Genomic DNA, 26,134 nt, shown 5'->3' with positions numbered 1-26,134 from the left:
CCATCTCTCCGCGGTTACGGGGTATCCGGGTTGAGCACCACCCGGCCCTAAACCATCGAAGGAGGCACCCATGCCGCTCACTTTCCGCAAGAGCTTCCGGATCCTGCCCGGGGTACGGCTGAACATCAACCGGCACTCCTGGTCCATCACCACCGGCGGAAAGAACGGCCCGCGACACACCCACAGCAGCACCGGACGACGTACGACATCAGTGGATTTGCCCGGACCTTTCGGATGGCGCCGCACCCGTACGAGCAGGGACCATTGACGGGGCATCACCCGAATGGACCCCCCAAGAGGCGCCATCTCATATCTGAGATAACCTCGGCCTCATGGCAGACGACTACCTCGTACGCATCGGCAAGCTCATCCGTGACGCCCGGCAACACCGGGGCTGGACACAGGCACAGCTCGCGGAGGCGCTCGGCACCAGCCAGAGCGCCGTCAATCGCATCGAGCGCGGGAACCAGAACATCAGCCTTGAGATGATCGCCCGGATCGGTGAAGCCCTGGACAGCGAGATCGTGTCGCTGGGCTACGCGGGTCCGATGCATCTGCGGGTGGTCGGCGGCCGCCGGCTGTCCGGTGCCATCGACGTCAAGACCAGCAAGAACGCCTGCGTGGCGCTGCTGTGCGCCTCACTGCTCAACAAGGGGCGCACGGTGCTGCGCCGGGTGGCCCGGATCGAGGAGGTGTACCGCCTGCTGGAGGTGCTCAACTCCATCGGCGTGCGCACCCGCTGGATCAACGACGGCGTCGACCTGGAACTCGTCCCGCCGGCCGAGCTGGAGATGGCGGCGATCGACGCCGAGGCGGCCGTCCGCACCCGCTCCATCATCATGTTCCTCGGCCCGCTGCTGCACCGCATGGACAGCTTCAAGCTGCCGTACGCCGGCGGCTGCGACCTCGGCACGCGGACCATCGAACCGCACATGATCGCGCTGCGCCGGTTCGGCCTGGACGTCGCGGCCACCGAGGGCCAGTACCACGCCCAGGTGGACCGCACCGTCAGCCCCGACCGCCCGATCGTCCTGACCGAGCGCGGCGACACGGTGACCGAGAACGCCCTGCTCGCCGCCGCCCGGCACGACGGCGTGACGGTCATCCGCAACGCCTCCTCCAACTACATGGTCCAGGACCTGTGCTTCTTCCTGGAGGCGCTGGGGGTCAGGGTCGAGGGCATCGGCACCACGACCCTGACCGTGCACGGTGTGCCGAACATCGACGCCGACGTCGACTACTCCCCTTCCGAGGACCCGGTCGAGGCGATGAGCCTGCTGGCCGCCGCCGTGGTGACCGAATCGGAGCTGACGGTACGCCGGGTGCCGATCGAGTTCCTGGAGATCGAGCTGGCGGTCCTGGAGGAGATGGGCCTCGACCACGACCGGTCCCCCGAGTACTTCGCGGACAACGGCCGCACCCGCCTGGTCGACCTCACCGTCCGCCCCTCCAAGCTCGAAGCCCCGATCGACAAGATCCACCCCATGCCCTTCCCGGGCCTGAACATCGACAACGTCCCCTTCTTCGCTGCCATCGCGGCGGTGGCCTCCGGCCAGACCCTGATCCACGACTGGGTCTACGACAACCGCGCGATCTACCTGACCGACCTCAACCGCCTCGGCGGCCGCCTGCAGTTGCTCGACCCGCACCGCGTCCTGGTCGAGGGCCCGACCCGCTGGCGCGCCGCCGAGATGATGTGCCCGCCGGCCCTGCGCCCCGCGGTCGTGGTCCTGCTGGCGATGATGGCGGCCGAGGGCACCTCGGTCCTGCGCAACGTGTACGTCATCAACCGGGGTTACGAGGACCTGGCGGAGCGGCTGAACTCGATCGGGGCGCAGATCGAGATCTTCCGGGACATCTGAGGATCCTCGGAGAGACATCACCGCACCCCTCCGGCCCGCGCCAACGCCGGCCAGGAGGGGTGCGGTGGCGTCACCCCATGGGGTTCGAGGGCTTCTCGCGCTTCCCGGAGGTGACGACGAAGGCCATGATCAGCGCGCCGGTGAGGAACACCCCGGCACCGCCGGCCAGGGCGCGCGTGTAGCCGTACGTCATGGCGTCCTGGGCGCGCGCCACGAGGGCCGTGTCACCCCGGTCCACGGCGTCCAGGTAGACCAGGCCGGCCCGCGGCAGGCGGGTGTCGGCGACGGTGGCCGCCAGCATGGCGAGGCCGGCGATGCCGAGCGCGCCCCCGATCTGCTGGGCGGTGTTGAGGAGGCCCGACGCGCTGCCCGAGTCGGACTCGTCGACGCCGCTCACCGCGCCGAGCGTCAACGGCACGAAGGAGCAGCCGAGTCCGGCGGCGGTGACGAACATGGCGGGCAGCAGGGTGCTCGTGTAGGAGGAGTGCGGGGTCAGCCGGCTCAGCCACAGCATCCCGGCCGCGGCGACGGCCAGGCCGGGAGCGGCCACCAGCCGGGGCGGCAGCCTGACCACCAGCTTCGAGGCGATCGGGGCCGTCATGCCGATGCCGACGCTGAACGGCAGGTACGCCAGGCCGGTCCTGACCGCTCCGTAGTCCAGCACGTGCTGCATGTAGAAGGTCAGGAAGTAGAAGGTCGAGAACATGCCGAACCCGGTGAGGAACAGCGTCGCGTACGTGCCGGCCCGGTCGCGGTCCTTGAGGATGTGCAGGGGCAGCATGGGGTGTGCGATGCGCGCCTGCCGCTCCATGAACACCACCAGCAGCACCGTGGCGACCGCGATGTAGACCGATGTGACCAGGCCGGTCCAGTGGGTCTGTCCGCCGCGGGTGACCCCGTAGATCAGGCAGAGCAGACCGGCCGTGCCGACCGCCGCGCCCAGGGCGTCGAGCCGGCCGTTGTCGCGGTCGGCCTCTTCGAGCACCGTCGTCCCGGCCAGCACGCCGATTCCGATGGGGATGTTCACCAGCAGCACCCAGCGCCAGTCGAGGTACTCGGTGAGGAGTCCGCCGAGGATCAGGCCCAGGACCGACCCGACGCCGGCCATCGCGGCGTACGTGCCCATGGCCCGGTTGCGCGGCTTGCCCTCGGGGAAGTTCGTCGCGATCAGTGCGAGCGCCGTGGGTGCCGCGACGGCCGCGCCGAGGCCCTGGAGCACCCGGGCGGAGATGAGCAGCGCCGCGTTGGGGGCCAGGCCGCCGAGCACGGAGGCCAGCACGAAGGTCACGATGCCGATCCGGAACACGCGGCGGCGGCCGAAGAGGTCGCCGGCCCGGCCGCCGAGGAGCATCAGCCCGCCGAAGGTGACCGCGTACGCGTTGACCACCCAGGCCAGGCCGCTGTCGGACATGTCCAGCCCGTTCTGGATGCTCGGCAGGGCGATGTTCACGATGGTGGCGTCGAGCACCACCATCAGTTCCGCCGCGGCGATGACCAGCAGGGCGAGTACCGGACGGCGGCTGAACCCCGCGGCCTTTGTGCCGGGGCTCGCGCCGGTCTGTACTGCGGATGACATGGGACCTCCAGGTCGTGGCCCCCGCTACCGTGGACTCCTCGTCCCCGCGGCGATGTGTGCAGCAAGAGCCTGATTGCTCAACTGAGGGAAGACAAATGCGTGTTCGCGTAACGAAGGCCATTGCGGTCACCGCCACCGGACTGCTCGCCGGCGCGTTCGGCTACGGCGCGGTCAATCTGGGACCGACCTTCTGGAGCGTGCCGCTGGACATGCGGCTGTCGTTCCACGCCGAACTCATGAAGATGAACTCTCCGGTGATGCTGACGGCGATGGGCACCGCCGCTCTCGGCTCACTGGCCCTGGCCCTGCAGACGAGGGGCCGCGAGCGCGGGCTCGCGGCCGGGGCGACGGCGTTGACCGCGACCTCGTTCCTGGTCACGCGCTTCGGCAACGTACCGATCAACGCGCGGATCAAGACATGGGCGGTCACCTCGCCACCGGCCGACTACGCCGAGATCCTGCACCGCTGGGACCTGTTCAACCGGACCCGCACCGTCACGGCGCTGGCCGCCTTCGTGCTGCTGGTCATCGCTCAGAGTGGTTCCGGGCCGCGTGAGACCCCTTCCGACAGCCCTTCGAGCTGACGGTCGAGAGCCAGCTCCGTCTCCGTCAGGGGCTGGTGCCGGAGCATGCTTTCGGGGTGCCCGGATGCCGCCGGCCGGCCGGGGTCCGGGCCGGGGATGAAGAAGTGGCTCTGGCCGTAGGCGGTGAAACCGTCCGCGCAAAAGCGCCACAGGGACCTCAGGAACAAGCGCATGTGAACATCGTGGCCGGTCATGAAAAAGCACGGATAAAGCCCGGATTTCCTCATGACCGGCCGTCGTCCGTCCCTCAGGCGGACGCGCGCAGCAACGTGTGGAACGCCTCGTCGTCGGCGAGCACGGTCTGGTGGGCCATGCGCAGTTCCAGCCCCGGTTCGATGCCGAGTTCCTCGATGAGGTGCGCCCGGGTGCGACGGTAGGAGGCGAGAGCGTCGCCGCTGCGGCCGCTGCGGTGCAGCACCGTCATGAGCCGGGCGCAGAACCCCTCGCTGAGCGGGTTCTCCGCCACCAGCCTGCTGAGTTCACCGATGAGTTCGAGGTGCCGGCCCAGCTCCAGGTCCAGGTCGATGCGCCGCTTGAGCGCGCTCATCCAGGCCTCGTCGTACTGCAGCGCGGTGCCCGAGAGGGCCGAGCTCTCCCGCAGGCCCTCCAGCGTGGGCCCCCGGCGGAGGTCCAGCGCTTCCCGGTACTGCTTCGAGGCCAGTTCATGGTGGCCCGCCGCCGCGGACTCCGCGGCCATCGCGCAGAGCCGGTCGAAGCACACGGTGTCCAGGATGCCCTCGTTGACCTGGAGCTGGTAACCGGGTGCCCGGGTGCGCAGGGTGCACCAGCGGCCGTCGAGCTCGTATCGGATCAGGAACTTGCGGAGCTGCGAGACGTACACGCGGAGGGCGGCGAGCGCGGTGGTCGGCGGCGTGTCGCCCCACAGCTCGCGGATGAGGGCCTCGTTGGACACCGTCGCGTTGGGCCGCACGAGCAGGGCGGCCAGGAGCTGGCGCAACTTACGCTGGGGCAGCGGGACTTCCGACGCCCCCACGACGATCTCGAGTGGGCCCAGCAGGCGCAGCGCGACCCCGCGCGGGGTGATGTCCTGCAGCCCGTGCGTCGGCTGCTCCTCCATGGTGACGGTCATCCCTGCACCTCCAGGCGCGGGTGGCCGCTGCGGAAGTAGGTCAGCGGCTGCTCCTCGCGCAGCAGGCCCAGGTCGACGACCTCACCGACGACGATGGTGTGGTCCCCGCCCGGGAAGGTGGTGTGCAGCCGGCAGTCGAGGAAGGCCAGCGCGTCCCCCAGAACCGGGGAGCCGGTCACGCCGGCGTCGTGCGGCAGGCCGCCGAAATCCGCGGTGTCGCGGCGTGCGAAGGCCCGGCACAGGGCCGCCTGGTCGGCTGCCAGGATGTTGACGGCGAAAGCGCCGGCTTTCTCGACCGCGGCGAGCGCCCGCGAATCCCTGTGCATGCAGAACAGCACCAGGGCCGGGTCGAGGGAGACCGAAGTGAAGGAATTCACAGTGACCCCGACCGGGTTCTCTCCACCGGCTCCCCGGCACGTCACCACGGCGACTCCGGTCGGATAGCGGCCGCAGATCTCGCGCAGCACCCGTGTCTCCACGGGCGCTGCGCCCCTATCTCCAGTCACGGAAACGGTCATGCTGTCCAACGTGTTTCCCCCTAGAAATACAGCGCTCGCCTCTCTCACCGGCACCAAGCGTGCGCCGGGAACGGGCCGCGCTGACACCCGACCCTAACGAGACCGGTCGGCACCGCCTACGTCCCAAAGGACGAGGCGGGACGTACTTTCGGCCGGGCAGCCCCTACCTGAGCACGGTACTGATCACATAACCCCTGCTCAAGGCCTGGTCGGGAGGACGATTCGAGCCAGGACGACACCACCGACTGGGCAATCTGGGAGAGCCGGGGGACGGGCACGCGGCGGGCCGCCGGCTCCGGCCGCGGCCAGGGTCACCGCGCGGCACCCCCGCGGTCGCCGCTCTTTCCCCGGCCGTTTTTCCCCGCCCTCATCCGCGCTTTATCGCACCGAGTGAATCTGTTTTGGCCGGTCACCCAGCGACCGGACCCGGAACGGAAGGAATCCGAATGCGCAGCACTCTCATCGTGGCTCGCATGAAGCCGTCCGCCGAATCTGACGTGAAGCGCATCTTCGCCGAATCCGACGCCGGCGAACTTCCCCATCTGATCGGCGTGAAGGAACGCAGGCTGTTTCGCTTCCACGATCTCTACATGCATTACATGGCGTCCGACAAGGACGTGCGCGGACCGATCTCCGAAATGAAGGGGCACGAGCTCTTCGCCTCTGTCAGCGAGCGGCTGAGCCCCTACATCGCGGCTTACGCCCCGGAGACGTGGCGCGGCCCTCAGGACGCCATGGCCCAGGAGTTCTACACCTGGCGCGCGGAGGGCTGAGGCAACCCGCGCCCGCACGGCCCGGCGACGACGCGTCACCGGTTGGGGGGCCCGCACCGCCGGTGCGGGACAGCGAGAGGAGGCTGGCGTGGCCAGCGAAGGAATGACCAAGATCGCGGCGAAGGACGTCGAGTCCAACCGGCGCCGGGGCGGTGACCTGCGCACGCTGCTCAGCCCGGCCACCGCACAGGCCACCGCGGGCTTCATGGGGGTGCTCACTCTCCAGCCGGGCGAGGTCGTCACCGAGCACTACCACCCGTACTCCGAGGAGTTCCTGTACCTGGTCAGCGGGAACCTGCTGGCGAGGATCGACGGGAAGCCCGTCCCGCTCGCCTCGGGTGAGGCGCTGCATCTGCAGATCAACGTCCGTCACCGGCTGGAGAACCACGGCACGGAGCCGGCCTTCATGGTCTTCCAACTGGGCCCGCTGGCGCCCCGTCCCGAGCTGGGGCACGTCGACACCGAGCCCCTGCCGGGCCAGGAGCCGGCGTGACCCGGCGCAGGGCCGTCATCACCGGGATCGGGGTCGTGGCTCCGGGCGACACCGGCACCAAGGCCTTCTGGCAGCTGCTGACCGACGGCCGTACCGCCACCCGCGCCATCTCCCACTTCGACGCCTCGGCCTACCGCTCGAGGATCGCGGCGGAGTGCGACTTCGACGGCACCGCCGCGGGGCTCGCCCCCGAGGAGGTCGAACGCATGGACCGGGCCGCGCAGTTCGCCGTGGTCGCCGCGCGGGAGGCGCTGACGGACAGCGGCGCGGTGACCGAACGGGTGCCGCCGCACCGCATCGGCGTCTCGATCGGCAGCGCGGTGGGTGCCACCAGCACGCTGGAGCAGCAGTACGTCAAGGTCAGCGACCGCGGCGACAACTGGGTCGTGGACGCCTCGAACCCGTACCCGCACCTGTACGGGGCGCTGGTTCCGGGCACGCTCGCCGCCGAGGTGGCGTGGACGGCCGGCGCCCAGGGGCCGGTCCGGGTGGTGTCGACGGGCTGCACCTCGGGGCTCGACTCCGTGGCCCAGGGCGCCCAGTTCATCGAGGACGGGTCGGCGGACGTCGTCCTGGCCGGCGCCACCGAGGCGCCCATCTCGCCGATCACCGTCGCCTGTTTCGACGCGATCAGGGCGACCTCGCCGAACAACGCGGACCCCGCTCACGCCTCGCGGCCCTTCGACCGGGACCGGGACGGCTTCGTGCTCGGCGAGGGCGCGGCCGTACTGGTGCTGGAGGACGAGGAGTCGGCGCGGCGCCGTGGGGCGCGCGTGTACTGCGAGGTGGCGGGATACGCGCAGCGCAGCAACGCGTTCCACATGACCGGGCTGCGCCCCGACGGCAAGGAGCTGGCCGAGGCGGTACGGGTGGCGCTGGACCGCGCACGGGTGCCGGCCGATGCCGTGGACTACGTCAACGCCCATGGTTCGGGCACCCGCCAGAACGACAAGCACGAGACGGCCGCGGTGAAGGTCTCGCTCGGCGAGCACGCGTACCGGGTCCCGATGAGTTCGATCAAGTCGATGGTGGGTCACTCCCTCGGTGCGATCGGTGCCCTGGAGGTCGCCGCCTGCGCCCTCGCCATCGAGCAGGACACCATCCCGCCCACCGCCAACCTCCATGTCGCCGATCCGGAACTCGGCCTGGACTACGTCCCGTTGACGGCGCGTGAGCAGCGGACCGACACCGTGCTCAGCGTGGGCAGCGGCTTCGGCGGGTTCCAGACGGCGATGGTGCTGACCGCGCCGGGGAAGGCGGGCCGCCATGTCTGACACCGTGACGGCCACGCGCCGTGCGGTGGTCACCGGGATCTCGGCGGTGGCACCGAACGGGGTCGGCGTCAAGGAGTTCCGCGAGGCCGTACTGGAAGGCCGCGGCGGTCTCGGTCCGGTGACGCACTTCGAGGCGGACGGCTTTCCCGTGCGTACCGTCGGCGAGGTCTTCGGGGACGGCACCCTGCCCGGCGTCGATCCCCGGCTGGCGGTGCAGACCGACCGCTGGAGCCAGTTCGCGCTGCTGGCGGCGGACGAGGCGCTGGCGGACGCCGGCGTGCGGCCGGAGGAGTTCTCCCCGTACGACCTCGGAGTCATCACGGCGTCCTCTTCCGGGGGGAACGCCTTCGGCCAGCGCGAGATCGCGGCCCTGTGGTCGAAGGGGCCGCGGCACGTCGGCCCGTACCAGTCGATCGCCTGGTTCTACGCGGCCACCACCGGCCAGCTGTCCATCCGGCACGGCATGAAGGGACCGTGCGGTGTCGCCGTGGCCGAGCAGGCCGGCGGCCTGGACGCGATCGCGCAGGCCCGCCACGCGCTGCGGCGGGGCGATGCCAGGGCCGTCCTGACCGGCGGCACCGAGGCGCCGCTGAGCCCCTACGCGCTGACCTGCCAGATCACCTCCGGGCGGCTGAGCGACAGCGCGGACCCGGAGCGTGCCTACCTGCCGTTCGACGCGACCGCCCGGGGCCACGTGCCCGGTGAGGGCGGAGCGATCCTCGTGCTGGAGGACGAGGAGAGCGCGCGCGAGCGCGGCGTCGAGACGCCGTACGGAGAGATCGCCGGTCACGGGGCCACCTTCGACCCCGCTCCCGGCACACCGCGGGCCGGGACCGGCGACGCGCTGCGCCGGGCCGTCCTGCTCGCCCTGGCCGACGCCCGGGTGCGGCCGGACGAGGTCGACGTCGTCTTCGCGGACGCGGCCGGCACGCCCGAACTCGACCGGGCCGAGGCGGACTGCCTGGCCGAGGTCTTCGGGCCGTGCGCGGTGCCGGTCACGGCGCCCAAGGCGCGCTACGGGCGGCTGTACGCGGGCGGCGCGCCACTCGACGTCGTGACCGCCCTGCTCGCCCTGCGCGAGCAGGTCGTCCCTCCGACCGGGCCGGGTGTGGTGGCGGACGCCTCCTACGGCCTCGACCTCGTGACGCGGCCGCGGCCCGCGCGGCTGCGCACGGCCGTGGTCATCGCCCGCGGCCACGGCGGCTTCAACTCCGCGCTCGTCGTCCGGGCCCTCACACCATGACGACGCATCAGACGAACCCAGATCCATGCGACAGCGAAAGGACCCCGCCCATGACCGCGGCGCCCCTTGAGTACGACTTCTTCCTGACCATCGTCGAGCAGTGCACCGGCGTCTCCCGGGACACGCTCCGGACGGACGACCCGACGACGAGCGTCGTCGACCTGGGCATCGACTCGCTGGGCCTGATCAACGTCCTCACCGAGGTGGAGAACCGCTACGACATCCGCCTGGACGCCGAGGGCCTCACCCGCCTCCCGGAGGTCTGTGCCCTGATCAACGAGCAGCTCCGGCCGGCGGCCGCGCGCACCGGGAACAGCATCGTCATCGACGCGCCGTTCGACCTGGTCTGGGAGATGACCAACGACGTGGCGAACTGGCCGAACCTGTTCAGCGAGTACGCCTCGGCCGAGATCCTGGAGCGGCACGGCGACACGGTGCGCTTCCGTCTCGCCCTCCACCCTGAGGCCGACGGCAAGGTCTGGAGCTGGGTCTCCGAGCGCGTCATGGACCGCGCCGGCCGGACGGTCAGGGCGCACCGGGTCGAGACCGGCCCGTTCGCCTTCATGAACATCAACTGGACGTACGTGGAGACCGGCGCCGGTGTGGAGATGCGCTGGGAGCAGGAGTTCCGCATGAAGCCGGACGCCCCGGTGGACGACGCGGCCATGACGGAGCGCATCAACAGGAACTCGAAGATCCAGCTGGCGCTCATCAAGCAGCGCGTGGAGGCGGCCGCGCGCGCCGGCGCGGGTGCGGTGGTGGCCCGATGAGCGGCCTGGACTTCGGTCTCAAGGGCCGGCACGCCCTCGTCACCGGCGGCGCCCGGGGCATCGGGCGGGCCACCGTGCTCGCCCTGGCGGAACAGGGCGCCGCGGTGACGGCCTGCTACGTCAACGAGAGCGAGCAGGTCGGGACGCTGCGCGCGGAGCTGGCGCAACTGGGCGCCGACGGCACCCTCGTGCGCTGCGACATAGCCGATCACGGGCAGGCCGCCCGGCTGTCGGCCGGGGCGCGCGAACAGTACGGGCCGATCGACGTCGTCGTGAACAACGCGGGTGTCATCAGCCACCTCCCGCTCACGGACCTGTCTCCCGACGAGTGGCACCGCGTCCTCGACACCAACCTGTCCGGCATGTACCACGTGATCCGCGGGGCACTGCCGCACCTCACCAAGGCCGCCTCGATCGTCAACATCAGCTCCGCGGTGGCCCACCACGGCATGCCGGCCGCCGCCCACTACGTGGCGTCCAAGGCCGGCGTGATGGGCCTCACCCGGGCGCTGGCCAAGGAGCTGGGCCCGCGTGGCGTCCGGGTCAACTGCATCGCCTCCGGACTGGTCGAGACGGACCAGATGAAGGCCGTCACCGCCGAGGGCCGGGCCGCCTACGAACAGCGGATCTCGCTGCGCAGGCTCGGCCGGCCGGCGGAGATCGCCGACGCGGTGCTGTTCCTCGCCTCGGACGCCGCCCGCTACGTCACCGGCGCCACGCTCGACGTCGACGGTGGCATCTGACTGACGAGGAGACCGAACGCCGTGCTCCGCACCGTGTTGGAGATGACGGTCCGGGAGGGCTGCGAGGACGCGTTCCGAGCGGCCTGGCTGGAGACCGCGCGGGCCGCCGCGCGACTGCCGGGCTCCGTGGCCCAGTCACTGCTCCGGGACCCGCGCGACCCCAGGACGCACCTGGTGATGGCCGACTGGGCCGACCGGGCAGCCCTCGAGGCCTTCCAGAACGGCCCCGAGAGGGAGCGGCTCAGCGCCCGTCTGGAGCCGTTCCGTGAATCCGCCCGCAAGCACGTGCTCGACGTCGTCGAGCACGTGCCGGGCGCCGCATCGATGAAAGGTGGTCCGTCGTGACCGTACGCATCATGGTTTCCGCCCGGGTCCAGGAGAAGGACCGGGAGGCCTTCGAGGAGGCCTACCGGCAGGTCACCGCCGTGGTCCAGGGCACCCCGGGCCACCTGCGCGACGAGCTGCTGCACGACGCCGAGCAGCCCGGCCGCTACATCCTGCTCGCCGAGTGGGAGAGCGAGCAGGCGTTCCGCGCCTGGGAGGACGCCCCTTCCCACCGCGAGATGGCGGCCCCGATGTACCCGTACTGGAGCGGCGGCGACATCGAGCGGCGCATCTTCGATCTGCGCGCCCGCCTCGACGGCGTGCCGACCCAGGCCTGAGCGGGTCACTTCCATGGCGACCATCCGCAAGGCCCTGGTGATCGGGGCCGGTATCGGCGGACTCACCACGGCGGCGGGCCTGCTGCGGCAGGGCATCGCGTGCGAGGTCTTCGAGGCGCGTGCGAGCCCCGGCCGGCTGCTGACGGGCGGTGGGTTCATGCTCTGGCACAACGCCTTCCTGGCGCTGCGGCGGATCGGACTCGACGAGGCCGTCGCCGCGGACGCGGTGCGCATGCGCTTCCACGAGTTCCGTTCCGACTCCGGGCGGCGCCTCGCGCGATGGCCGCTGGACGGTCCGACGGAGCAGGCCGGCGCGCCGGCCTGCGCGCTGCGGCGGTCCGTTCTGCACACGGTGCTCACCGAGGCGGTCGGTGAGCACCGGATCCACCTCGGCCGCCGGCTGACCGGCTGTACCGAGGACGCCGACGGAGTCGTCGCGCACTTCGAGGACGGATCCACGGCCCGGGGCGACGTGCTGGTCGGGGCGGACGGCCTGCGCTCCACCGTGCGGGCCGCGATGCGGGGCGGGTTCGAGCGGCCGCCACGGTACGCCGGCTACACGGCCTGGCAGGCCATCACCCGGCTGCCCGGGGAGTCGCTGGTGCCCACCGGCACGTTCTTCAACCTGTGGGGCAAGGGCGGGCTGCGCTTCCTGTACTGCCGGCTCAACGAGAACGAGGTCTACTGGGACGCCATCACCAGTGACAGGGCGTCGGCCGGTATCGACACCCTGCGTCTCACGCGGGGGGCGGCGCTGTCGGCCGCCTACCGCGACTGGCCGGACCCGATCGGCACGATCATCTCCTCGACGGACGAGGAGGCGATCCTGCCGGTGCCCATCCACGACCGGCCGCCGGCCGGCGGCTGGAGCAAGGGCCGGGTCGTGCTCGTCGGTGACGCCGCCCACCCGATGACCCTCAACCTCAGCCAGGGCGCCGGACAGGCCATCGAGAGCGGCGTGGTGCTCGCCGACATGCTGGGGCGCTGCGAGCCGGACGCCGTGCCCGCGACGCTGGGTGCCTTCGAGGCGGCGCGCCGTCCGCGGGCCGCGGACATGGTGACGACCTCGTGGCGGATCGGCACGCTGGGGCTGGTGCACTCCGGTCCGCTGTGCCGGCTGCGCGACGTGATGATGTACGCGTTCTTCGACTCGGTCGCACGTGCCCAGAGCTACTCGCTGATGCTGGACGACCGGCTGGAGCGGGCTCCGCTGCGGACGGCCGAGCCGCTCGGCCACGGGGCGGGGTGAGCCGGCCCGTGCTGGTCGAGTTCCTGGCCGTCGTCCTCGTCCTGTGCACGGGGGTCCTGGCGGGTGCCCTGATCGCGGTGGAGCGCGCCGTCGTGCCCATGTTGCTGCGGCTGCCGCGGCAGACGTGGTCCGACGTGCACCGGCTGCTGGATCCCGGGTTCGACCCGCTGATGCCGACCGTCAACAAGGTGGGCCTGGCAGCGGGTCTGGGCCTCGCCGTACTGGCCCCCGGTGCCGCCGCGAAGACCGTCTTCGCGGCGGCACTGGCCGCGGTGGCCGGCGTCGCCCTGGTGTCGGAGCTGCGCAACGTCCGGATGAACCGGCGGATCGACGACTGGGCCGCGGCCGGGGTGATCCCCGACGACTGGGACACGCTGCGCGCCCGCTGGGCGCGCGCCAACCGGCTGCGGACCCTCTTCGCCGCCCTCGCGTTCTGCGTCACGCTCGGCGGCTGCTGGCTGGTGTGGGCCTGAGCGGGCCCCGCGGGTCCTGCCGGCCCCGCCCGTCTCCCGCCCGCGCTTCGTTTCCGTACTCCGTCCTCCGGACGACGAGTACCCGTTCCCGATGTGAGGAGCTGATCCGGTGAACCCGGCACACATGGAGCCCGAACCGCACGCGTCCGAGCCCGAGGCCGCCGGGCGGACGCCCGAACCCCCCGAGTTCCAGGGCCGGGTCGCCCTGGTCACGGGCGCCGCCCGCGGCATCGGCGCGGCCACCGCGCGCATCCTGGCGGCCCGCGGCGCCCGGGTCGCGGTCAACTACCACAAGAGCGCGGACCGGGCCGAGGAGGTCGTGGCCGCGATCCGGCAGCGCGGCGGGGAGGCGGTGGCCGTGCAGGGCGACGTCACCGACCCCGACGGGGTGTCGGCTCTGGTCGGGTCCGTCGGGGCCGAACTGGGCCCGGTCGACGTCCTGGTGCTCAACGCCGCGGGCCTGGGCGCCCACGAGGCGCGCATCGCCCCGGCCGCCGACCTGGCCTGGGAGGACCTCGAGCACGTGGTGAACCAGCAGCTCAAGGCGCTGTTCCTGTGCGTGCGCGCGGTGCTCCCGGAGATGACCGCCCGGGGCGGCGGCTCGGTGGTGGCGGTCGGGGCGGCGCTCGCCCGCCGGCCGGCGCCGCGGTTCCTGCCGCTGACCGTGGCCAAGGCCGGTGTCGAGGCCGCCGTGCGCACCCTGGCCCTGGAGGCGGGGCCGCACGGGGTGCGGGTCAACGCGGTGGAGCCGAACCTCATTCTCACCGAACTCGCCCGCTTCATCCCCGAGGAGCAGCGCCGGGCCGCCGCCGAGCGCGCCGCGCTGCGGCGCAACGGCACTCCGGAGGACATCGCCGAGGTCATCGCGTTCCTCGCCTCGGAGCGCGCCGCGTACCTGACGGGCAGCTGCCTCGTCGCGGACGGCGGCACGGCGCTCGCCTGACCGGGACCGGGCCGGCGCCCGCCGTGAGGTAGCGCAGCTCGTCGGGACCCTCGTGGCGCAGCCACTTCGCCATCCGCCGCCTTCGGATTTTCCCCGTCTTTATCAGCGCCTTTGCGGCCGCTGATTGCCTGTCACCACGGTTGCCGTCCGCTTCGGACGACCCCAGCGAGAGGAATGAACCTTGTCGAAGACCGAACGGAAGGTCGTCAGCCGCGACGACGTCGAACCCGTCTGCTGGTTCGGTGAGGAGGGCCGGTTCCTGCTGCGCAAGGAGGACACCGGCGGGCTGTACAGCTTCTACCAGATCACCACTCAGCCGGGCAGCGGCCCGCCGCTGCACGTCCACGAGAGCGCCGACGAGGCGTTCTTCGTCAACAAGGGCACCTACGAGTTCGAGGTCGGCGGGGTCACCGAGACGATCGGCGAGGGCACCGTGATCTACGGCCCGCGCGGGGTGCCGCACCGTTTCCTCAACGTCGGTGACGAGCCGGGCCAGCTCCTCGTCATCGCGACACCCGGTGGTGTGGAGAACTTCTTCATCGGCCTGTCCGAGCTCGTCTCGGGCGGCGGCATGCCGGACTGGGAGAAGATGCAGCAGCTCGCCAACGACAACGAGATGCGCGGGTTCATGCCGAAGCCGGGCGCACGCGGCGACCTCGGCGGTCCGCCTGCCGGGCTGCACGGCCGCCCCGGCGCACCGGCCGGCGCGCCGTCCCGCGGCTGACCGCCCGGCCCCCGGGCCGCGCCGCCGCCTTCCGGCGCCGGACGTCCCGCGCGTCCGCCGCCGCGGGCCGCACACCCCCGGCCGGGGCAGCGCGCCGTTCCGCGCCGCCCCGGCCGGCCCCGTTCCCCTCCGGCGCACTTCCGGCGCCGCCCAACCGCTTCCAGTCCGACCAGTCCGACCAGGAGGACACATGCCCGGACAACCCTCCGGCGACCGCGCCGGTCTGCGGCTCGCCGCGCCGGCCCCGCACGACGTGATCATTCTGGGTTCCGGTATCGCCGGGTCGACCCTGGGGGCCATCCTGGCCAAGCAGGGCGTCTCCGTCCTCCTCCTCGACGGCGGCACCCATCCCCGGTTCGCCGTGGGGGAGTCGACGACGCTCTACACCCTGAAGGTCTTCCGGCTGCTCGCCCGCCGCTACGGCGTTCCCGAGCTGGAGTCGCTGACCTCCACCGACGGCATCCGCGACGACATCGCGCCGACGTCGGGTACCAAGCGGCACTTCGGGTTCATCCGGCACGAGGAGGGCAAGGAACCGGATCCCGCCGAGTTCCTGCAGTTCAGCCCGCCGTCCAAGGCCCTGCAGACCGGTCACCTGTTCCGTCAGGACACCGACGCGTACCTCTTCCACACCGCCATCCGCTACGGCTGCGACGTCCGGCAGGCGTTCCGTGTCGAGGACGTCGAGCTGGCGGCGGACCACGTCGCGGTGACCGGCCGGAACGGCGAGCGGCACGAGGGCCGTTACCTGGTGGACGCCAGCGGTTTCCGCTCACCGATCGCCGGCAAGCTAGGGCTGCGCCGGCCGCCGGAGGCGCTCCAGCACCACTCCCGTTCCATGTTCACCCACATGCTGGGCGTACGGCCGACCGACGAATGCCTGCGCGTGGGTCCCGAGGACGCGCCGCCGATCCCGTGGGTCGAAGGCACCATGCACCACCTCTTCGATCGCGGCTGGTTCTGGTCGATCCCGTTCAACAACACCTCGGGATCGAGGAATCCGCTGGTCAGCGTCGGGCTGACGCTCGACGAGCGGATGTACCCGAAGAACAACGACATCTCCCCGGAGCAGGAGTTCCGCGAGTTCGCCTCGCGCTTCCCCGCGGTGGAGCGGCTGTTCGCGGACGCGCGCACCGTACGGCCCTGGGTGTCGGCCGACCGGATCCAGTACTCCTCGACGAAGTCCGTGGGTCACCGCTGGTGCCTGATGTCGCACGCGGCCGGGTTCATCGACCCGCTGTACTCGCGCGGCCTCACCAACACCGGCGAGGTGGTCAACTCGCTCGCGTGGCGGCTGCTGGACGCGCTTGCCGAGGACGACTTCGACGAGGAGCGCTTCGCTTACGTCGACGAGCTCCAGCAGGGGCTGATCCGGTACAACGACGAACTGGTCAACTGCTCCTTCGTCTCCTTCCAGGACCACTCGCTGTGGAACGCCGTCTACCGCGTCTGGTGCGCCGCCGAGGTTCCGATCAACCTGCGCTTCGACCGCTTCACCGAACGCTTCACGGAATCCGGTGACGACAGTGTGCTGCGCGCGATGGAGAAGGCGGACCACCCGGGACTGCCCGTCCCCGGATCCCACGGCTACAAGGCGCTGTTCGACGACATGGTGCGCGTCTGCCGGGCGGTGGACCGGGGCGAGCGGACGGCCGCCGACGCGGGCGCCGAGCTGCTGAAGACGGTGGTCGAGGCGCCGGTGGTGCTGGACCACCTGGGGCTGCGCGACCCCGAGTGCCGGTTCGTCTTCCCGATGCCCGACGATCTGCGGCGGATGGCGAAGTGGCTGCGCCACGAGGGTCCCGACGAGCTGCGCTACCTCATCACCGGGGTCGACGGTCACGGTGCGCCGATGCCGGCCGAGCCGGACACCGAGAAGGCGCTGCCGCACTGACCCGGAAGAACGCGGACACAGCGGTGAGCGGGCGGACCCCACGGATTCGTGGGAGCCGCCCGCTCACCGCTGTGCGCGGCCCGCGGGCGCGCCGCGGGCCGCGCCTCAGGGCGTGCGGGGGACGACGCGGAAGACGGGGCAGCGCGCCGCGGCCGCCGCGAAGTGCTCCGGGGAGCCGGACTCGACCAGCCCGTTGCGTACGAACGCGGCGACGCCCCGCGGCACTTGGCCGGGGAACTCCCGCAGGACGCGGCCCCGCTCCTCCTCCGGCAGCTCGACGAGGTCCACCTCCTGCGAGTGCCGGCCCCGGGTCAGCACCCCGTGTCCGGCGGCCCGGGCGTTCCTGACCCAGTCGGACCGCGGGTACGCCTGCGCGATGTAGCGGGTGCCGTCGACGACCACCGGGGCCACGGGACTGGTCCGGGGCAGGCCGCTGCGGCGGCCGGGCACCGTGAGCAGGTGCATGGGGCCGAACGGGAGCCCCAGCCGGTGGAAGAGGATGACGACCTTGTTGCGGGCCCTGTGCCGGGGCGGGAGGGAGCGCTGCGCGGCCATGCGGGTCACCTCTCGTGGACGCGTCGTGTGATGGCCCGCACCACGGACCTCGGCATCGCCCGCATGAGGGGAAGCCTGATCCGGTAGGCCAGCCCCGGCACGGTGGACGTCCGCCCCTCGGCCACCGCCTCCAGGCCGGCCGCGGCCACCTGGTCGGCCGTCAGCCACTTCATGCTGGGCAGCGCCTCGGTCGGCACTCCTGCGGCCTCGTGGAACCCGGAGCGGGTCAGGCCCGTGTGCACGGTGGTGACGTGGACGCCGTGGCGGGCGACCTCCATGGCCAGGCTCTCGCCCAGCGACGACAGGAAGGCCTTGGAGGCGGCGTACGTCGCGGAGCGCGGCTTGGGCAGGACGGCGACGAGCGAGGAGACGTTCACGATGCCGCCGGCGCCGCGGGCGATCATGCCCGGCAGGCAGGCACGGGACAGGCGCAGGGGGACGACCGCGTTGAGCACCGCCGTGTGCAGCTCGCGTTCGGCGGGCAGCTCCGCGAAGTAACCGGAGCCGCTGGAGCCGGCGTTGTTGACCAGGAGCTCCACCGGCCGCTCGGGATCGGTGAGCCGTTCCTCGGCGACCGCCAGCTGCTTCTCGTCGGTGAGGTCGAGCCGGAGCACCTCCACGGTGACGCCGTGCGCGGACTCCAGGTCGCTCGCGAGCCGCTCGAGCAGATGTCCCCGCCTCGCCACGAGGACGAGATCGACCCCCTTCTGGGCGAGGAGTCTGGCGAACCCCTCACCGATTCCGCTCGACGCCCCGGTCACCATCGCCGAGGCGTACGGAAATCGCCGCATGACATTCCTCGAATCTCTTCGGAAATACGACTGGATACGCCTCGACACATTAGCCGCCGAAACGCGTGACGAGCCAGTGAATGGCGGACTTGAAACAGGTCCGCGGGGCGGGTTTATTCGGCCTTAAGCAAGGGTTCATCGACCGGTGGTGAAATACTTCCGCACGATTGGCCGGCTTCGAGAGTCCGCCGCCCGCGCCACGTCCCCGTCCTCGTCGAAATGGCTGGTGTCGTCTCCATGAATCCCTCCGCGCAAACGCGGAATTCACAGTCCCCGACGGCTCTCGCGTCCGGCGGTACGACCGACCGGCTGCCCTCCCTCACCGGCCTGCGCTGGATCGCGGCCCTCGCCGTCTTCCTCAACCACGTCGCCACCCTGCTGCCGCTGCCCGATGCCAGGCCGGTGCTGATTCTTGGCTCCTCCGGCGTGACGTTCTTCTTCGTGCTGTCCGGCTTCGTCCTCACCTGGACGTACACGGCGGGCGACCGGGCAGTGCCGTTCTACGGCCGCCGGTTCGCCCGCGTCTGGCCGATGCTGCTGGTGGGCGTGCTGGTGCCGCTCTTCCTGCAGCTGCCCGACGCGGCGCCGGGCCAGGGCCACGACCTGGAGCTCATGGCGCTCTCCGCGGTGCTGCTGTACCAGGCGTGGGTGCCCGGCCACATCCTGGGCAGCACGAACCCGGTGACCTGGTCCCTCGCCTGCGAGGCGTTCTTCTACGCCCTCTTCCCGTTCGTCGTGAGGTTCGCGGTGCGCCGGTCGGTGCGCTGGCTCGGCGGGGCGGCCGTGGGCCTGGTGCTGGTGGGCTGGGGCATCAAGCTGTGGCTGTGGGACGCCTATCCGCCGCAGATCCCTCCGGCGTTCACGGGCGTGGACGGCCTGATCTTCGGCATCTACTCGCCGATCGCCCGGGTCTGGGAGTTCCTCCTCGGCGTGGTCGCGGCGGCCGCCCTGCGCAAGGGCTGGCGCCTGCCGCTGAGCGTGGCCTCGGCCACCGCCCTGCTCGCCGGCGGCTTCCTCGCCCTGTGGGTACTGCGTTTCGAGACCTGGCGCCTGTTCACCATCTACGACGCCCTGCCCCAGTTCACCGCTCCACTGTTCGCGCTGCTGGTGGTCACCGTGGCCCAGCGGGACATGGCCGGCGGCGGATCGTGGCTGAAGACGAAGCCGATGGTGGCGCTCGGCGAATGGTCGTACGCGTTCTACCTTCTGCACTTCACCGTGCTTTTCGAGATCGCCTCCGTGGTGTTCGACAGGAAGAGCGTCATGGAGTTCTACATGCGTCCTGCCGCGGCGAGCTGGTCGAATGCCGGATACGCGGCGCTCGCGCTTGTCATCAGCGTCGCGATCGCCGCACTTCTGTACCAGTTCTACGAGCGCCCCGTGGAGCGCCGGCTGCGTCTGCGGATCGGACGGCGGGATCCGCGAATTCCGGCCTCCGGCCTTCCGTCGGCGGCCTCGGGGAAACCACGCGCCGAAAGCGGTGACGGAGCGAAGAACGAGGTTCGGCAGGCATGACGTCGACAGAATTCGAAACGGACGGGGCCGCCCTGCGGCGGTCCCGGCGGACCGGGGAGCAGCCGCCGCTGGAGGACCCGTTCGACGTGATGTTCGTCGGATGGTCCTTCTTCCGGAGCAAGCTCCTGACCGCGGCGATGGAGCTGCGGGTCTTCTCGATCCTGGGCGAAGGCTCGCTGGAGGAAGCCGAGCTGGCCGGCCGGACGGGGCTGCACCCGCGCGCCGGCCAGGTCTTCCTCGACGCGCTGGCCGCCGTCGGTCTCCTGGTGCGGCAGGACGGCCGCTACCGCAACAGCCCCGGCACGCTGCGGCACCTGCTGCCGGACCGCGACGGGTTCGTGGGCGGCTTCCTGCGGATGACCACCGAACTCATGGGCAGTGACCAGGAGTCCTTCACCGGACTGCTGCGCGGCGGCACCGCCCGCGGCCAGGGCGCCGGCGGCGAGGTCCCGTTCACGAAGATCTTCCACGACCCGGAGCGGCTGCGTCAGTTCCTGTCCGCCATGGACAGCTTCAGCGGAGCCGTCGGGGCGGAACTGGCGGAGGTCTTCGACTGGTCGCGGGTGGCGTCGTTCAGCGATGTCGGCGGTGCCCGGGGCAACCTGGCGGCGCACCTCGCGGCCGCCCATCCCGGTCTGACCGGCAACGTGCTGGACCGGCCGTCCATGGCCGAGCACTTCGACCGGCTCGTGTCCGAGCGTGGCGTCGGGGAGCGACTGCGCTTCGTCGGGGCCGACTTCTTCCAGGCCGAACTGCCGCGCGCGGACGTCGTCATCCTCGGCAGCGTGCTGCACGACTGGCCGATGGAGCAGCGTACGACCCTGCTGCGCAAGGCGTACGACGCCGTCCACGACGGGGGCTGGGTGATCGTGTACGACACCATGCTGGACGACGAGCGGCGCGACCCGGACAGCCTGATGCTCAGCCTCATCATGATGCTGCAGTCCGCTCAGGCCGGCGGTTTCACGCCGGCCGAGTGCGGCGTGTGGATGACGGACGCGGGTTTCGCGGTCGAGCGAACGGTCCGGCTGCCCGCCCTGACGACGGCGGTGGTCGGGCGCAAGATCTGACGGAAACGACGAACCGAACATCCGCTGCCGGACCGGCGATCGGCCCGGCAGCGGATGTTCGGCACGTCCTCCCGACGGCTCGCACTACGGCGGAAAGCCGGCCACAGACCTGCATCCGCGGGCAAGAGGGACCGAGTTATTCTGGCCAGTCACTGCACAACTGCGCTCGGGGGAGAAACATGTCTGTGACGCCACAGCTCAGCATCCTCGTCATCGATTCCCACCCCATCTCGCTGACGGGACTGCACACAATTCTCGACAATTACCCGGATTTAAGGGTGGTTGGCACGGCGCACGACGGCGAGACCGCGGCCGCCCGGTACCACGAGCTGAGCCCCGACGTGGTCGTCCTCAATACGCACAAAGACGCGGGCCAGGCCCTGGACATCGTCCGAGCGATGTCCAGGGCCCGTTCCCCGCTGTCCGCGGCCAGGGCTCTCGTCCTGATCGACGACGTCGACGCGGTCACCGACCAAGTTCTGCAGGCCGGCGTCCAGGGCGTGCTGTCGAGCGGGAGCAGTCCCGAGGAACTCGCGGCCGCGGTCCGTATCACGGCCACGGGCCGGTCACTGCTCATTCCCCGGGCCCGCAAGGAGGCCGGCGAGTCTCCACTGGAGATTCTCACGGACCGGGAGGCCGAGGTATTCCGCCTCATGACGCGCGGATACAGCAACGCCGAGATTTCAGCGGAATTGGCACTCAGCCAGAGCACCGTCAAATCACACATCCAGAAAGTAATGGAGAAACTGTGCCTCCGCAACCGCGTGCATGCCGTCATTTTCGCTTACGAGAACAACGTCATCCGCGAAGGTCCGTAGCGAACGGGGCCGGTCCCGAGACCTGCCCGTCCGGGGCCCGCAACTGGCGCAGGACCCGCTGCACGTCGAAGACATTGCGGTCCTCGACGACCAGACCGTTTTCCACCCGCCACAACTGAATTCCCTCCGACGAGATCAGGCGTCCGGTGGGCGCCACCCCGGCGAACTCCCCCACGTGCGAACCCCGCGTCGTGTACCAGCTGGCCACCCACGGACCCTCGGCCACCTGCAGTCCGACCTCCACCGTGAGCCCGGCGAACGCCGCGCGCCGCAGCCGCACACTCTCCTTGGGGCCCTCGGGGCCGACCGGCTTGCCTCCGAGCAGGAACCGCGGGGCGAAGATCTCGTCGGCCACGTCCAGCGCCCCGCGGCTCCAGCCCTCGTCGAACCAACGGCGGGCGAGGACCTTGTTGGCTTCCTGGACGCTGGTCCGCCCGTCCTGGGCCGCGGCTGTCACCGGCCCACCGCCCCGGGACGGGAGGCCGGCGCGCCGCCCGCGGAACGCAGCGCCTCGAGACTCTCCCGGCCGATGCTGCTGAGCGCCGGAACGGGGGACCGCGCGGCCCATTGCAGGAAATCGGCTATCTGATCACGGCCCGGGTGGATGAAGCGCTGGTTCACGTCCTTCCAGCCGAACCCCGGGTGCACCGCCTCGGATTCCTCGATCAGCCCGAGAATGATATCCGCCGCCCGGTCGCCGTCGATCTCCTTCGCCTCGTACTGCGCGCAGGCACGGGCCGTGCCGTCGAGGAGGGCCTTGAAATGATCGTTGTCGGGCCACCAGAGGCCGGTGTGCGGCACCTTCTCCAAGGCGTCGAAGACGCTCGGGTCGCGGTCGGCGCGGTACTTGCGCAGCGCATTGTTGATCCGCAGGGTGCCCGGCGTGTTGCCGCTTCCCCAGATCCGGAATACCGCGTCCCAGAGGCGGAAGTGCGAGAAGGCGATGAACGAGCAATTGACGAGCGTGTCGTTGTGGTCGAGCAGACCCTGCTCGAGCTCCTCGACGTAGCGGAACCGCTCGTCGTCGAAGTCGTCGTCCGCGAGGGCGGCGAGGAGCCGCGGGGCGAGGGCGTGGATGATCTCGAACGTGTTGGACATGCCGCGCGAGTACAGCGGGTCCAGGAAGCCCGCGGCGTGGGACATCAGGCACCACCGCTGTCCCACGGTCCGGTCGGAGGAGTACTGCAGCCGGCCGGTGGACACCCACTCCCTGACCTTCCGCGCCCCCTCGAACTGCCGCTCCACCGCCGGGAACAGGCTCACCAGCCGCGCGAACTCCTCCTCCGCGCCGATCCCCTCCGGCTTGGGGTACAGCCTCGGGTCGAGTGTGACGCCCACGCTGCACAGCGGGTTGCGGGAGAGCTCGTGGTTGTCGAAGGGGATGATCCAGAACCAGCCCCGCTCGAAGAGGTGGTGCATGGTCCCGTTGTGCCAGGGCACCGGCGGCCGGCTCTTCTCGGGCACGTCCAGCACGTCGTCGAAGGGCTTCACGCCGATCATGTGCGTGAACAGCGACCGGGAGTGGTGCCGGAACCGGGCCGGCTGCTCGCGCAGACCGAGCTTGTCGGCCAGCGGCGAGCGGAACCCGCTCGCGTCCACCAGATAGCGCGCGCGGACCACGTGCCCGTCGGTGCCGGTCACGGTGACGCCGTGGTCGTCGAAGTCGATGCTCTCCGCGCGCCACTGCTGGCGCGTGTCGCAGCCGTGCCCGACGGCGACCCGCAGCAGGTAGGCGTCGCTGTCCTGGCGGAAGAGGTGGCTGGCGGAGGTCAGCGCGTCGGGGATGACGAACTGGTGCGACTCGTCCGGATCGGGCTCCTGGCCCGGGCGGTGCAGCATGAAGCCGAAGTGCTGCTTGCGGCCGAAGGTGTTGCTCACCTTCTCGTTGATGGTCGTCGCGTCGGTGAGGGCCTCGAACTCGGGGATGTCGTAGCGCTCGGCGAGCACCTGGAGCCAGGCGACGAGCTGGGGAATCATGGACTCCCCCACCGCGAACCGGGGGTGGGTGCCCGCGTCGGCGATCAGCACCTTGGCCCCGCTGCGGGCCAGCACCGCGCCAAGGGTGGAGCCGGCGATTCCCGATCCCAGGATCACCACGTCGTGGCTGGGCCTGTGTGTGGACACTGTCGGTTCCCTTCGCACTCGTATGGTCGGGCCGCCGTATTGCCGTCGGCGCCCGCGCGACCACCCTTGCCTACGCCGATGAAGGCGTGAGAAAGCGCGCGCAGGTCACCGCGCCGCGGCGCGGTGACCTGCGTGGTCAGGCGCGGCTTCGGGAGCCGGCCTGCTCGGTGGGGTCCGCGGCGGCGGACGCCGCCTGTTGCCCCCCGCACCCGGCCGCGTCGTCTTCGGCGGGGTGGGTCCTCGGGCCGGGTGCCTGTCCGGGGGTCGTGACGAGCAACCGGCCCAAGGAGCGCGGGAACCACCAGTTGGACCGCCCGAGAAGGGTGACCAGAGCCGGGGTGAGCAGACCCCGGACCACGGTGGCGTCGATGACGATGCCCGCCGCCAGGGCGGTGGCGAACACCTTCACGTCGGTGATCGGAATGCTGGCCAGCGCGGTGAAGGCCAGGAAGAGGATGAGCGCGGCGGAGGTGACGAGCCGGCCCGTGCGGCTGATGCCGGTCACGACGGAGGGGACCACGGTGTCGCGTTCGCCCCCGGCCGTCAGCTCCAGGTGGGTCTCCCGGATGCGGTGGAGGATGAACACCTCGTAGTCCATGGAGAGCCCGAAGAGGAAGGCGAAGACGGCCATGGGGATCCAGATGGTGATCGCGCCGATCGCCGGGGTGTCGAACAGCGCCTCGCTGCCGTAGCCCTTCTGCCACACGAGGACGACCACACCGTAGGCCGCGCAGGTGGAGAGCGCGTTGAGAACCAGGGCCTTGAGGGGCAGGACGACCGAGCGCAGGGTCCGAGCGAGCACGACGAACGTGAGCAGGGCGACGAAGGCAAGGATCAGCCCGAGGGAGCCGTAGACCGCGTCGATGAAGTCGACGTCCGTGGCGGGTCCGCCGCCGGCGAGGGCACCGGGGGTGTCCTCGGCCAGGTCCATGACCGCGGTGACGGTGGACCGGCCGGTACCGCTGGACGGGTCGGCCGTGGTCCACACGTCGATGACGCGCTGTCCGCCGCGGGTCCAGTCGGCCGGGGCCGCGGATCCCGCGACGCCGTCGATCCCGGCGAGTGCGGTGTGCACGGCGTCGCCGCGCCCCTCGGGAACGATGACCTCGAGGGGCCGGGCGATGCCCTCGCCGAAGCCCGCGTCGACGATCCGCTGGAACGCGGCGGCGGGCTTGCCGCCCTGGGCGAGGGTCGCGGTGGCCGGCTGCCCCAGCCGCAGGGCGAGGACGGGCGCGGCCAGAGCGAGCAGTACCGCGCCGCTGAGCACGGCGCACAGCGCCGGACGGCGCGTGGTGAGCCCGGCGATCCGGCTCCACACCTTGCTGTCCGGGCGGTGGGCCCGGCGCGGCCGGTCGAGCTTGTCGCCCCAGCCGTACAGCATGACGGGCAGCAAGGTGACGGCGATGGCGACGCTGACCAGCGGGATCAGCAGGCCCGCGTATCCGACGCTGCGCAGGAACGGGACGGGCAGGACCACGAGCGCGGCGAGGGAGATCGCCACCGTGGCGCCGCTGAGCGCGACCGCGTGACCGGCACTGGCGACGGCTCGTACGACCGCCTCGCGTCGCGCCTCGGGGTCGGCGCCGTCGGCCCCGGGCTTCTGCCGCTCCTCGCGCCAGCGGGTGACGATGAGGAGCGCGTAGTCGATCGCGATGCCCAGCCCGATGAGCGCCACCAGGAACTGGACGATGAAGGAGACGTCGGTGACACCGGTGATGCCGCGCACCAGCAGGAAGGTGGTCGGGATGGCCACCGCGGCCATCAGCAGGGGCACGACGGCGAGGCCGCTGGCGAAGACCAGGGCCAGGACCACCAGGGCCCCGAGGGCGCCGATCAGGGTCTCGTAGATCGGGCTCCGGGTGGCTCCGCTGTCACGGCCGGAGAGGACCGGCTGGCCGGTCAGCTCGACCGGGGCGCCGGCGATCCTCGCGTGCTCGACGGCCGCCTTGACGCCGGGGAGGGACTGGGCGTACGGGGCGTTGGAGCGGTTCGCGGGCGGATAGACCAGCGCCACGGTGGTGCGCTGGTCCTTGGAGACCAGGGACTCGCCGCCGGGGCCGGCGTAGGAGACGCTGCGGCCGCCCTTCGGGGTGACCTTGGCGATCAGGTCGCGCCACTCTCCCCGGACCTCGTCGTCGTCGACGGTCGCACCCTGGGGCACGGTCACCACGAGCAGCAGCGGGGCGTTCTTGCCGCCGGTCTGCGAGAACCGCTGGGCCAGGGCGTCGTTGGCCGCCTGCGACTGCTTGTCGGGAAGCCTCGACTCGTAGGAGAGCTTGTCGATCGTGCTGCCCGACAGGGCACCTCCGGCCAGGGTGAGCACCACCCAGACCAGTACGACGGGCAGTCGATGGGAGAGCACCCATCGCGTCATGCGCTCCAAGGTAACC

At 71.1% G+C, this 26,134-nt stretch carries 28 protein-coding genes and 1 pseudogene; 20 read left to right on the top strand and 9 right to left on the bottom strand.

Annotated features, from left to right (window positions below; translation table 11 throughout):
- Nucleotides 1-70: 70 nt before the first annotated feature.
- Both AB0924_RS33270 and AB0924_RS33265 read left to right on the top strand, forming a co-directional pair.
- A complete protein-coding gene (locus AB0924_RS33270) occupies nt 71-268 on the top strand; it encodes a DUF4236 domain-containing protein (protein ID WP_358934491.1) in 198 nt (65 codons plus the stop codon).
- A gap of 64 nt (nt 269-332) precedes the next feature.
- Entirely contained in the window at nt 333-1,862 is a 1,530-nt protein-coding gene (locus AB0924_RS33265; RefSeq protein WP_250401081.1) for a UDP-N-acetylglucosamine 1-carboxyvinyltransferase, read from the top strand.
- Nucleotides 1,863-1,932: 70 nt separating this feature from the next.
- Here AB0924_RS33265 and AB0924_RS33260 read toward each other — a convergent pair whose 3' ends face one another.
- On the bottom strand, nt 1,933-3,438 hold the full coding sequence (locus AB0924_RS33260; RefSeq protein ID WP_366913458.1) for an MFS transporter: 1,506 nt from the start codon (nt 3,436-3,438) through the stop codon (nt 1,933-1,935).
- Nucleotides 3,439-3,533: 95 nt separating this feature from the next.
- Here AB0924_RS33260 and AB0924_RS33255 point away from each other — a divergent pair, with 95 nt between their 5' ends.
- On the top strand, nt 3,534-4,022 hold the full coding sequence (locus AB0924_RS33255) for a DUF1772 domain-containing protein (protein WP_366913457.1): 489 nt from the start codon (nt 3,534-3,536) through the stop codon (nt 4,020-4,022).
- On the opposite strand, the gene AB0924_RS33250 is transcribed toward AB0924_RS33255, so the two are convergent.
- The 3 genes from AB0924_RS33250 to AB0924_RS33240 all read right to left on the bottom strand — a co-directional run bounded on the left by AB0924_RS33250 (nt 3,971) and on the right by AB0924_RS33240 (nt 5,630).
- Nucleotides 3,971-4,195 carry a DUF6059 family protein gene (locus AB0924_RS33250; protein WP_366913456.1) on the bottom strand — a complete coding sequence of 75 codons (225 nt, stop codon included), beginning with the start codon at nt 4,193-4,195 and terminating at the stop codon, nt 3,971-3,973. The genes AB0924_RS33255 and AB0924_RS33250 overlap by 52 nt on opposite strands.
- Before the next feature lie 74 nt (nt 4,196-4,269).
- On the bottom strand, nt 4,270-5,112 hold the full coding sequence (locus tag AB0924_RS33245; protein WP_358934499.1) for an AfsR/SARP family transcriptional regulator: 843 nt from the start codon (nt 5,110-5,112) through the stop codon (nt 4,270-4,272).
- A complete protein-coding gene (locus tag AB0924_RS33240) occupies nt 5,109-5,630 on the bottom strand; it encodes a flavin reductase family protein (RefSeq protein WP_358934501.1) in 522 nt (173 codons plus the stop codon). Before AB0924_RS33240 ends, AB0924_RS33245 begins: the two co-directional genes overlap by 4 nt.
- A 446-nt stretch (nt 5,631-6,076) precedes the next feature.
- Between AB0924_RS33240 and AB0924_RS33235 the strand changes: the two genes are divergently transcribed.
- The 14 genes and pseudogenes from AB0924_RS33235 (at nt 6,077) to AB0924_RS33170 (ending at nt 16,871) form a co-directional block, all read left to right on the top strand.
- Nucleotides 6,077-6,403 carry a TcmI family type II polyketide cyclase gene (locus tag AB0924_RS33235; protein WP_366913455.1) on the top strand — a complete coding sequence of 109 codons (327 nt, stop codon included), beginning with the start codon at nt 6,077-6,079 and terminating at the stop codon, nt 6,401-6,403.
- An 88-nt stretch (nt 6,404-6,491) separates the two neighbouring features.
- On the top strand, nt 6,492-6,896 hold the full coding sequence (locus AB0924_RS33230; protein WP_358934505.1) for a cupin domain-containing protein: 405 nt from the start codon (nt 6,492-6,494) through the stop codon (nt 6,894-6,896).
- On the top strand, nt 6,893-8,170 hold the full coding sequence (locus AB0924_RS33225) for a beta-ketoacyl-[acyl-carrier-protein] synthase family protein (RefSeq protein ID WP_358934507.1): 1,278 nt from the start codon (nt 6,893-6,895) through the stop codon (nt 8,168-8,170). The genes AB0924_RS33230 and AB0924_RS33225 overlap by 4 nt, the downstream gene beginning before the upstream one ends.
- Entirely contained in the window at nt 8,163-9,413 is a 1,251-nt protein-coding gene (locus AB0924_RS33220) for a ketosynthase chain-length factor (RefSeq protein ID WP_366913454.1), read from the top strand. The genes AB0924_RS33225 and AB0924_RS33220 overlap by 8 nt, the downstream gene beginning before the upstream one ends.
- Nucleotides 9,410-9,646: pseudogene (locus tag AB0924_RS33215) on the top strand (acyl carrier protein); the annotation flags it as partial. The gene AB0924_RS33220 and the pseudogene AB0924_RS33215, both read left to right, overlap by 4 nt.
- Before the next feature lie 39 nt (nt 9,647-9,685).
- Nucleotides 9,686-10,183, top strand: a complete 498-nt coding sequence (locus AB0924_RS33210) for an SRPBCC family protein (RefSeq protein ID WP_366913475.1) — start codon at nt 9,686-9,688, stop codon at nt 10,181-10,183.
- Nucleotides 10,180-10,926, top strand: coding sequence for an SDR family NAD(P)-dependent oxidoreductase (locus AB0924_RS33205; RefSeq protein ID WP_358934511.1), 747 nt, complete (start codon nt 10,180-10,182; stop codon nt 10,924-10,926). The genes AB0924_RS33210 and AB0924_RS33205 overlap by 4 nt, the downstream gene beginning before the upstream one ends.
- 21 nt (nt 10,927-10,947) lie before the next feature.
- Nucleotides 10,948-11,271 (top strand): antibiotic biosynthesis monooxygenase family protein, encoded by a 324-nt coding sequence (locus AB0924_RS33200; protein ID WP_358934513.1) that lies wholly within the window; start codon nt 10,948-10,950, stop codon nt 11,269-11,271.
- Nucleotides 11,268-11,588: an antibiotic biosynthesis monooxygenase family protein gene (locus tag AB0924_RS33195; protein WP_366913453.1), complete on the top strand. Its 321-nt coding sequence runs from the start codon at nt 11,268-11,270 to the stop codon at nt 11,586-11,588. The genes AB0924_RS33200 and AB0924_RS33195 overlap by 4 nt, the downstream gene beginning before the upstream one ends.
- A 13-nt stretch (nt 11,589-11,601) precedes the next feature.
- Nucleotides 11,602-12,837: an FAD-dependent monooxygenase gene (locus AB0924_RS33190; protein ID WP_366913451.1), complete on the top strand. Its 1,236-nt coding sequence runs from the start codon at nt 11,602-11,604 to the stop codon at nt 12,835-12,837.
- Between the two features lie 8 nt (nt 12,838-12,845).
- On the top strand, nt 12,846-13,310 hold the full coding sequence (locus AB0924_RS33185; RefSeq protein ID WP_366913450.1) for an anthrone oxygenase family protein: 465 nt from the start codon (nt 12,846-12,848) through the stop codon (nt 13,308-13,310).
- 109 nt (nt 13,311-13,419) lie between these two features.
- The gene (locus AB0924_RS33180) at nt 13,420-14,253 is read left to right on the top strand and encodes an SDR family oxidoreductase (protein WP_366913449.1); all 834 of its coding nucleotides are present in this window, start codon (nt 13,420-13,422) and stop codon (nt 14,251-14,253) included.
- 181 nt (nt 14,254-14,434) lie between these two features.
- Nucleotides 14,435-14,977, top strand: a complete 543-nt coding sequence (locus AB0924_RS33175; protein ID WP_358934524.1) for a cupin domain-containing protein — start codon at nt 14,435-14,437, stop codon at nt 14,975-14,977.
- A 190-nt stretch (nt 14,978-15,167) separates the two neighbouring features.
- The gene (locus AB0924_RS33170) at nt 15,168-16,871 is read left to right on the top strand and encodes a tryptophan 7-halogenase (RefSeq protein ID WP_366913448.1); all 1,704 of its coding nucleotides are present in this window, start codon (nt 15,168-15,170) and stop codon (nt 16,869-16,871) included.
- Nucleotides 16,872-16,976: 105 nt separating this feature from the next.
- Here AB0924_RS33170 and AB0924_RS33165 read toward each other — a convergent pair whose 3' ends face one another.
- Both AB0924_RS33165 and AB0924_RS33160 read right to left on the bottom strand, forming a co-directional pair.
- Nucleotides 16,977-17,426 (bottom strand): nitroreductase family deazaflavin-dependent oxidoreductase, encoded by a 450-nt coding sequence (locus tag AB0924_RS33165; RefSeq protein ID WP_358934528.1) that lies wholly within the window; start codon nt 17,424-17,426, stop codon nt 16,977-16,979.
- Nucleotides 17,427-17,431: 5 nt separating this feature from the next.
- Complete coding sequence (locus AB0924_RS33160) at nt 17,432-18,217, bottom strand: SDR family oxidoreductase (RefSeq protein WP_358934530.1); 786 nt, start codon at nt 18,215-18,217, stop codon at nt 17,432-17,434.
- A gap of 237 nt (nt 18,218-18,454) precedes the next feature.
- Here AB0924_RS33160 and AB0924_RS33155 point away from each other — a divergent pair, with 237 nt between their 5' ends.
- From AB0924_RS33155 to AB0924_RS33145, 3 genes are all read left to right on the top strand, one after another.
- Nucleotides 18,455-19,732, top strand: a complete 1,278-nt coding sequence (locus tag AB0924_RS33155; protein ID WP_366913447.1) for an acyltransferase — start codon at nt 18,455-18,457, stop codon at nt 19,730-19,732.
- The gene (locus AB0924_RS33150) at nt 19,729-20,802 is read left to right on the top strand and encodes a methyltransferase (RefSeq protein ID WP_366913446.1); all 1,074 of its coding nucleotides are present in this window, start codon (nt 19,729-19,731) and stop codon (nt 20,800-20,802) included. Before AB0924_RS33155 ends, AB0924_RS33150 begins: the two co-directional genes overlap by 4 nt.
- A 185-nt stretch (nt 20,803-20,987) precedes the next feature.
- A complete protein-coding gene (locus tag AB0924_RS33145; RefSeq protein WP_358934536.1) occupies nt 20,988-21,620 on the top strand; it encodes a response regulator transcription factor in 633 nt (210 codons plus the stop codon).
- Here AB0924_RS33145 and AB0924_RS33140 read toward each other — a convergent pair.
- The 3 genes from AB0924_RS33140 to AB0924_RS33130 form a co-directional block, all read right to left on the bottom strand.
- Nucleotides 21,601-22,077 (bottom strand): ester cyclase, encoded by a 477-nt coding sequence (locus AB0924_RS33140; protein ID WP_358934538.1) that lies wholly within the window; start codon nt 22,075-22,077, stop codon nt 21,601-21,603. The genes AB0924_RS33145 and AB0924_RS33140 overlap by 20 nt on opposite strands.
- Complete coding sequence (locus AB0924_RS33135) at nt 22,074-23,744, bottom strand: tryptophan 7-halogenase (RefSeq protein WP_366913445.1); 1,671 nt, start codon at nt 23,742-23,744, stop codon at nt 22,074-22,076. Before AB0924_RS33135 ends, AB0924_RS33140 begins: the two co-directional genes overlap by 4 nt.
- Before the next feature lie 136 nt (nt 23,745-23,880).
- Entirely contained in the window at nt 23,881-26,118 is a 2,238-nt protein-coding gene (locus tag AB0924_RS33130) for an MMPL family transporter (protein ID WP_366913444.1), read from the bottom strand.
- Nucleotides 26,119-26,134: the final 16 nt, after the last annotated feature.

The sequence above is a fragment of the Streptomyces sp. NPDC047869 genome (assembly GCF_040704065.1).
In the GTDB taxonomy this organism is placed as follows: Bacteria; Actinomycetota; Actinomycetes; order Streptomycetales; family Streptomycetaceae; genus Streptomyces.
The sequence above is the reverse complement of the archived record's forward strand: the minus strand, read 5'-3'. Positions and strand labels throughout refer to the sequence as shown.

What these genes read in the sequence shown, in the direction of transcription:
- AB0924_RS33270 (WP_358934491.1), top strand. Translation starts at nt 71, where the DNA reads ATGCCGCTCACTTTCCGCAAGAGCTTCCGGATCCTGCCCGGGGTACGG.
- AB0924_RS33265 (WP_250401081.1), top strand. Translation starts at nt 333, where the DNA reads ATGGCAGACGACTACCTCGTACGCATCGGCAAGCTCATCCGTGACGCC.
- AB0924_RS33260 (WP_366913458.1), bottom strand. Translation starts at nt 3,438, where the DNA reads ATGTCATCCGCAGTACAGACCGGCGCGAGCCCCGGCACAAAGGCCGCG.
- AB0924_RS33255 (WP_366913457.1), top strand. Translation starts at nt 3,534, where the DNA reads ATGCGTGTTCGCGTAACGAAGGCCATTGCGGTCACCGCCACCGGACTG.
- AB0924_RS33250 (WP_366913456.1), bottom strand. Translation starts at nt 4,195, where the DNA reads ATGCGCTTGTTCCTGAGGTCCCTGTGGCGCTTTTGCGCGGACGGTTTC.
- AB0924_RS33245 (WP_358934499.1), bottom strand. Translation starts at nt 5,112, where the DNA reads ATGACCGTCACCATGGAGGAGCAGCCGACGCACGGGCTGCAGGACATC.
- AB0924_RS33240 (WP_358934501.1), bottom strand. Translation starts at nt 5,630, where the DNA reads ATGACCGTTTCCGTGACTGGAGATAGGGGCGCAGCGCCCGTGGAGACA.
- AB0924_RS33235 (WP_366913455.1), top strand. Translation starts at nt 6,077, where the DNA reads ATGCGCAGCACTCTCATCGTGGCTCGCATGAAGCCGTCCGCCGAATCT.
- AB0924_RS33220 (WP_366913454.1), top strand. Translation starts at nt 8,163, where the DNA reads ATGTCTGACACCGTGACGGCCACGCGCCGTGCGGTGGTCACCGGGATC.
- AB0924_RS33205 (WP_358934511.1), top strand. Translation starts at nt 10,180, where the DNA reads ATGAGCGGCCTGGACTTCGGTCTCAAGGGCCGGCACGCCCTCGTCACC.
- AB0924_RS33190 (WP_366913451.1), top strand. Translation starts at nt 11,602, where the DNA reads ATGGCGACCATCCGCAAGGCCCTGGTGATCGGGGCCGGTATCGGCGGA.
- AB0924_RS33170 (WP_366913448.1), top strand. Translation starts at nt 15,168, where the DNA reads ATGCCCGGACAACCCTCCGGCGACCGCGCCGGTCTGCGGCTCGCCGCG.
- AB0924_RS33165 (WP_358934528.1), bottom strand. Translation starts at nt 17,426, where the DNA reads ATGGCCGCGCAGCGCTCCCTCCCGCCCCGGCACAGGGCCCGCAACAAG.
- AB0924_RS33160 (WP_358934530.1), bottom strand. Translation starts at nt 18,217, where the DNA reads ATGCGGCGATTTCCGTACGCCTCGGCGATGGTGACCGGGGCGTCGAGC.
- AB0924_RS33155 (WP_366913447.1), top strand. Translation starts at nt 18,455, where the DNA reads ATGAATCCCTCCGCGCAAACGCGGAATTCACAGTCCCCGACGGCTCTC.
- AB0924_RS33150 (WP_366913446.1), top strand. Translation starts at nt 19,729, where the DNA reads ATGACGTCGACAGAATTCGAAACGGACGGGGCCGCCCTGCGGCGGTCC.
- AB0924_RS33130 (WP_366913444.1), bottom strand. Translation starts at nt 26,118, where the DNA reads ATGACGCGATGGGTGCTCTCCCATCGACTGCCCGTCGTACTGGTCTGG.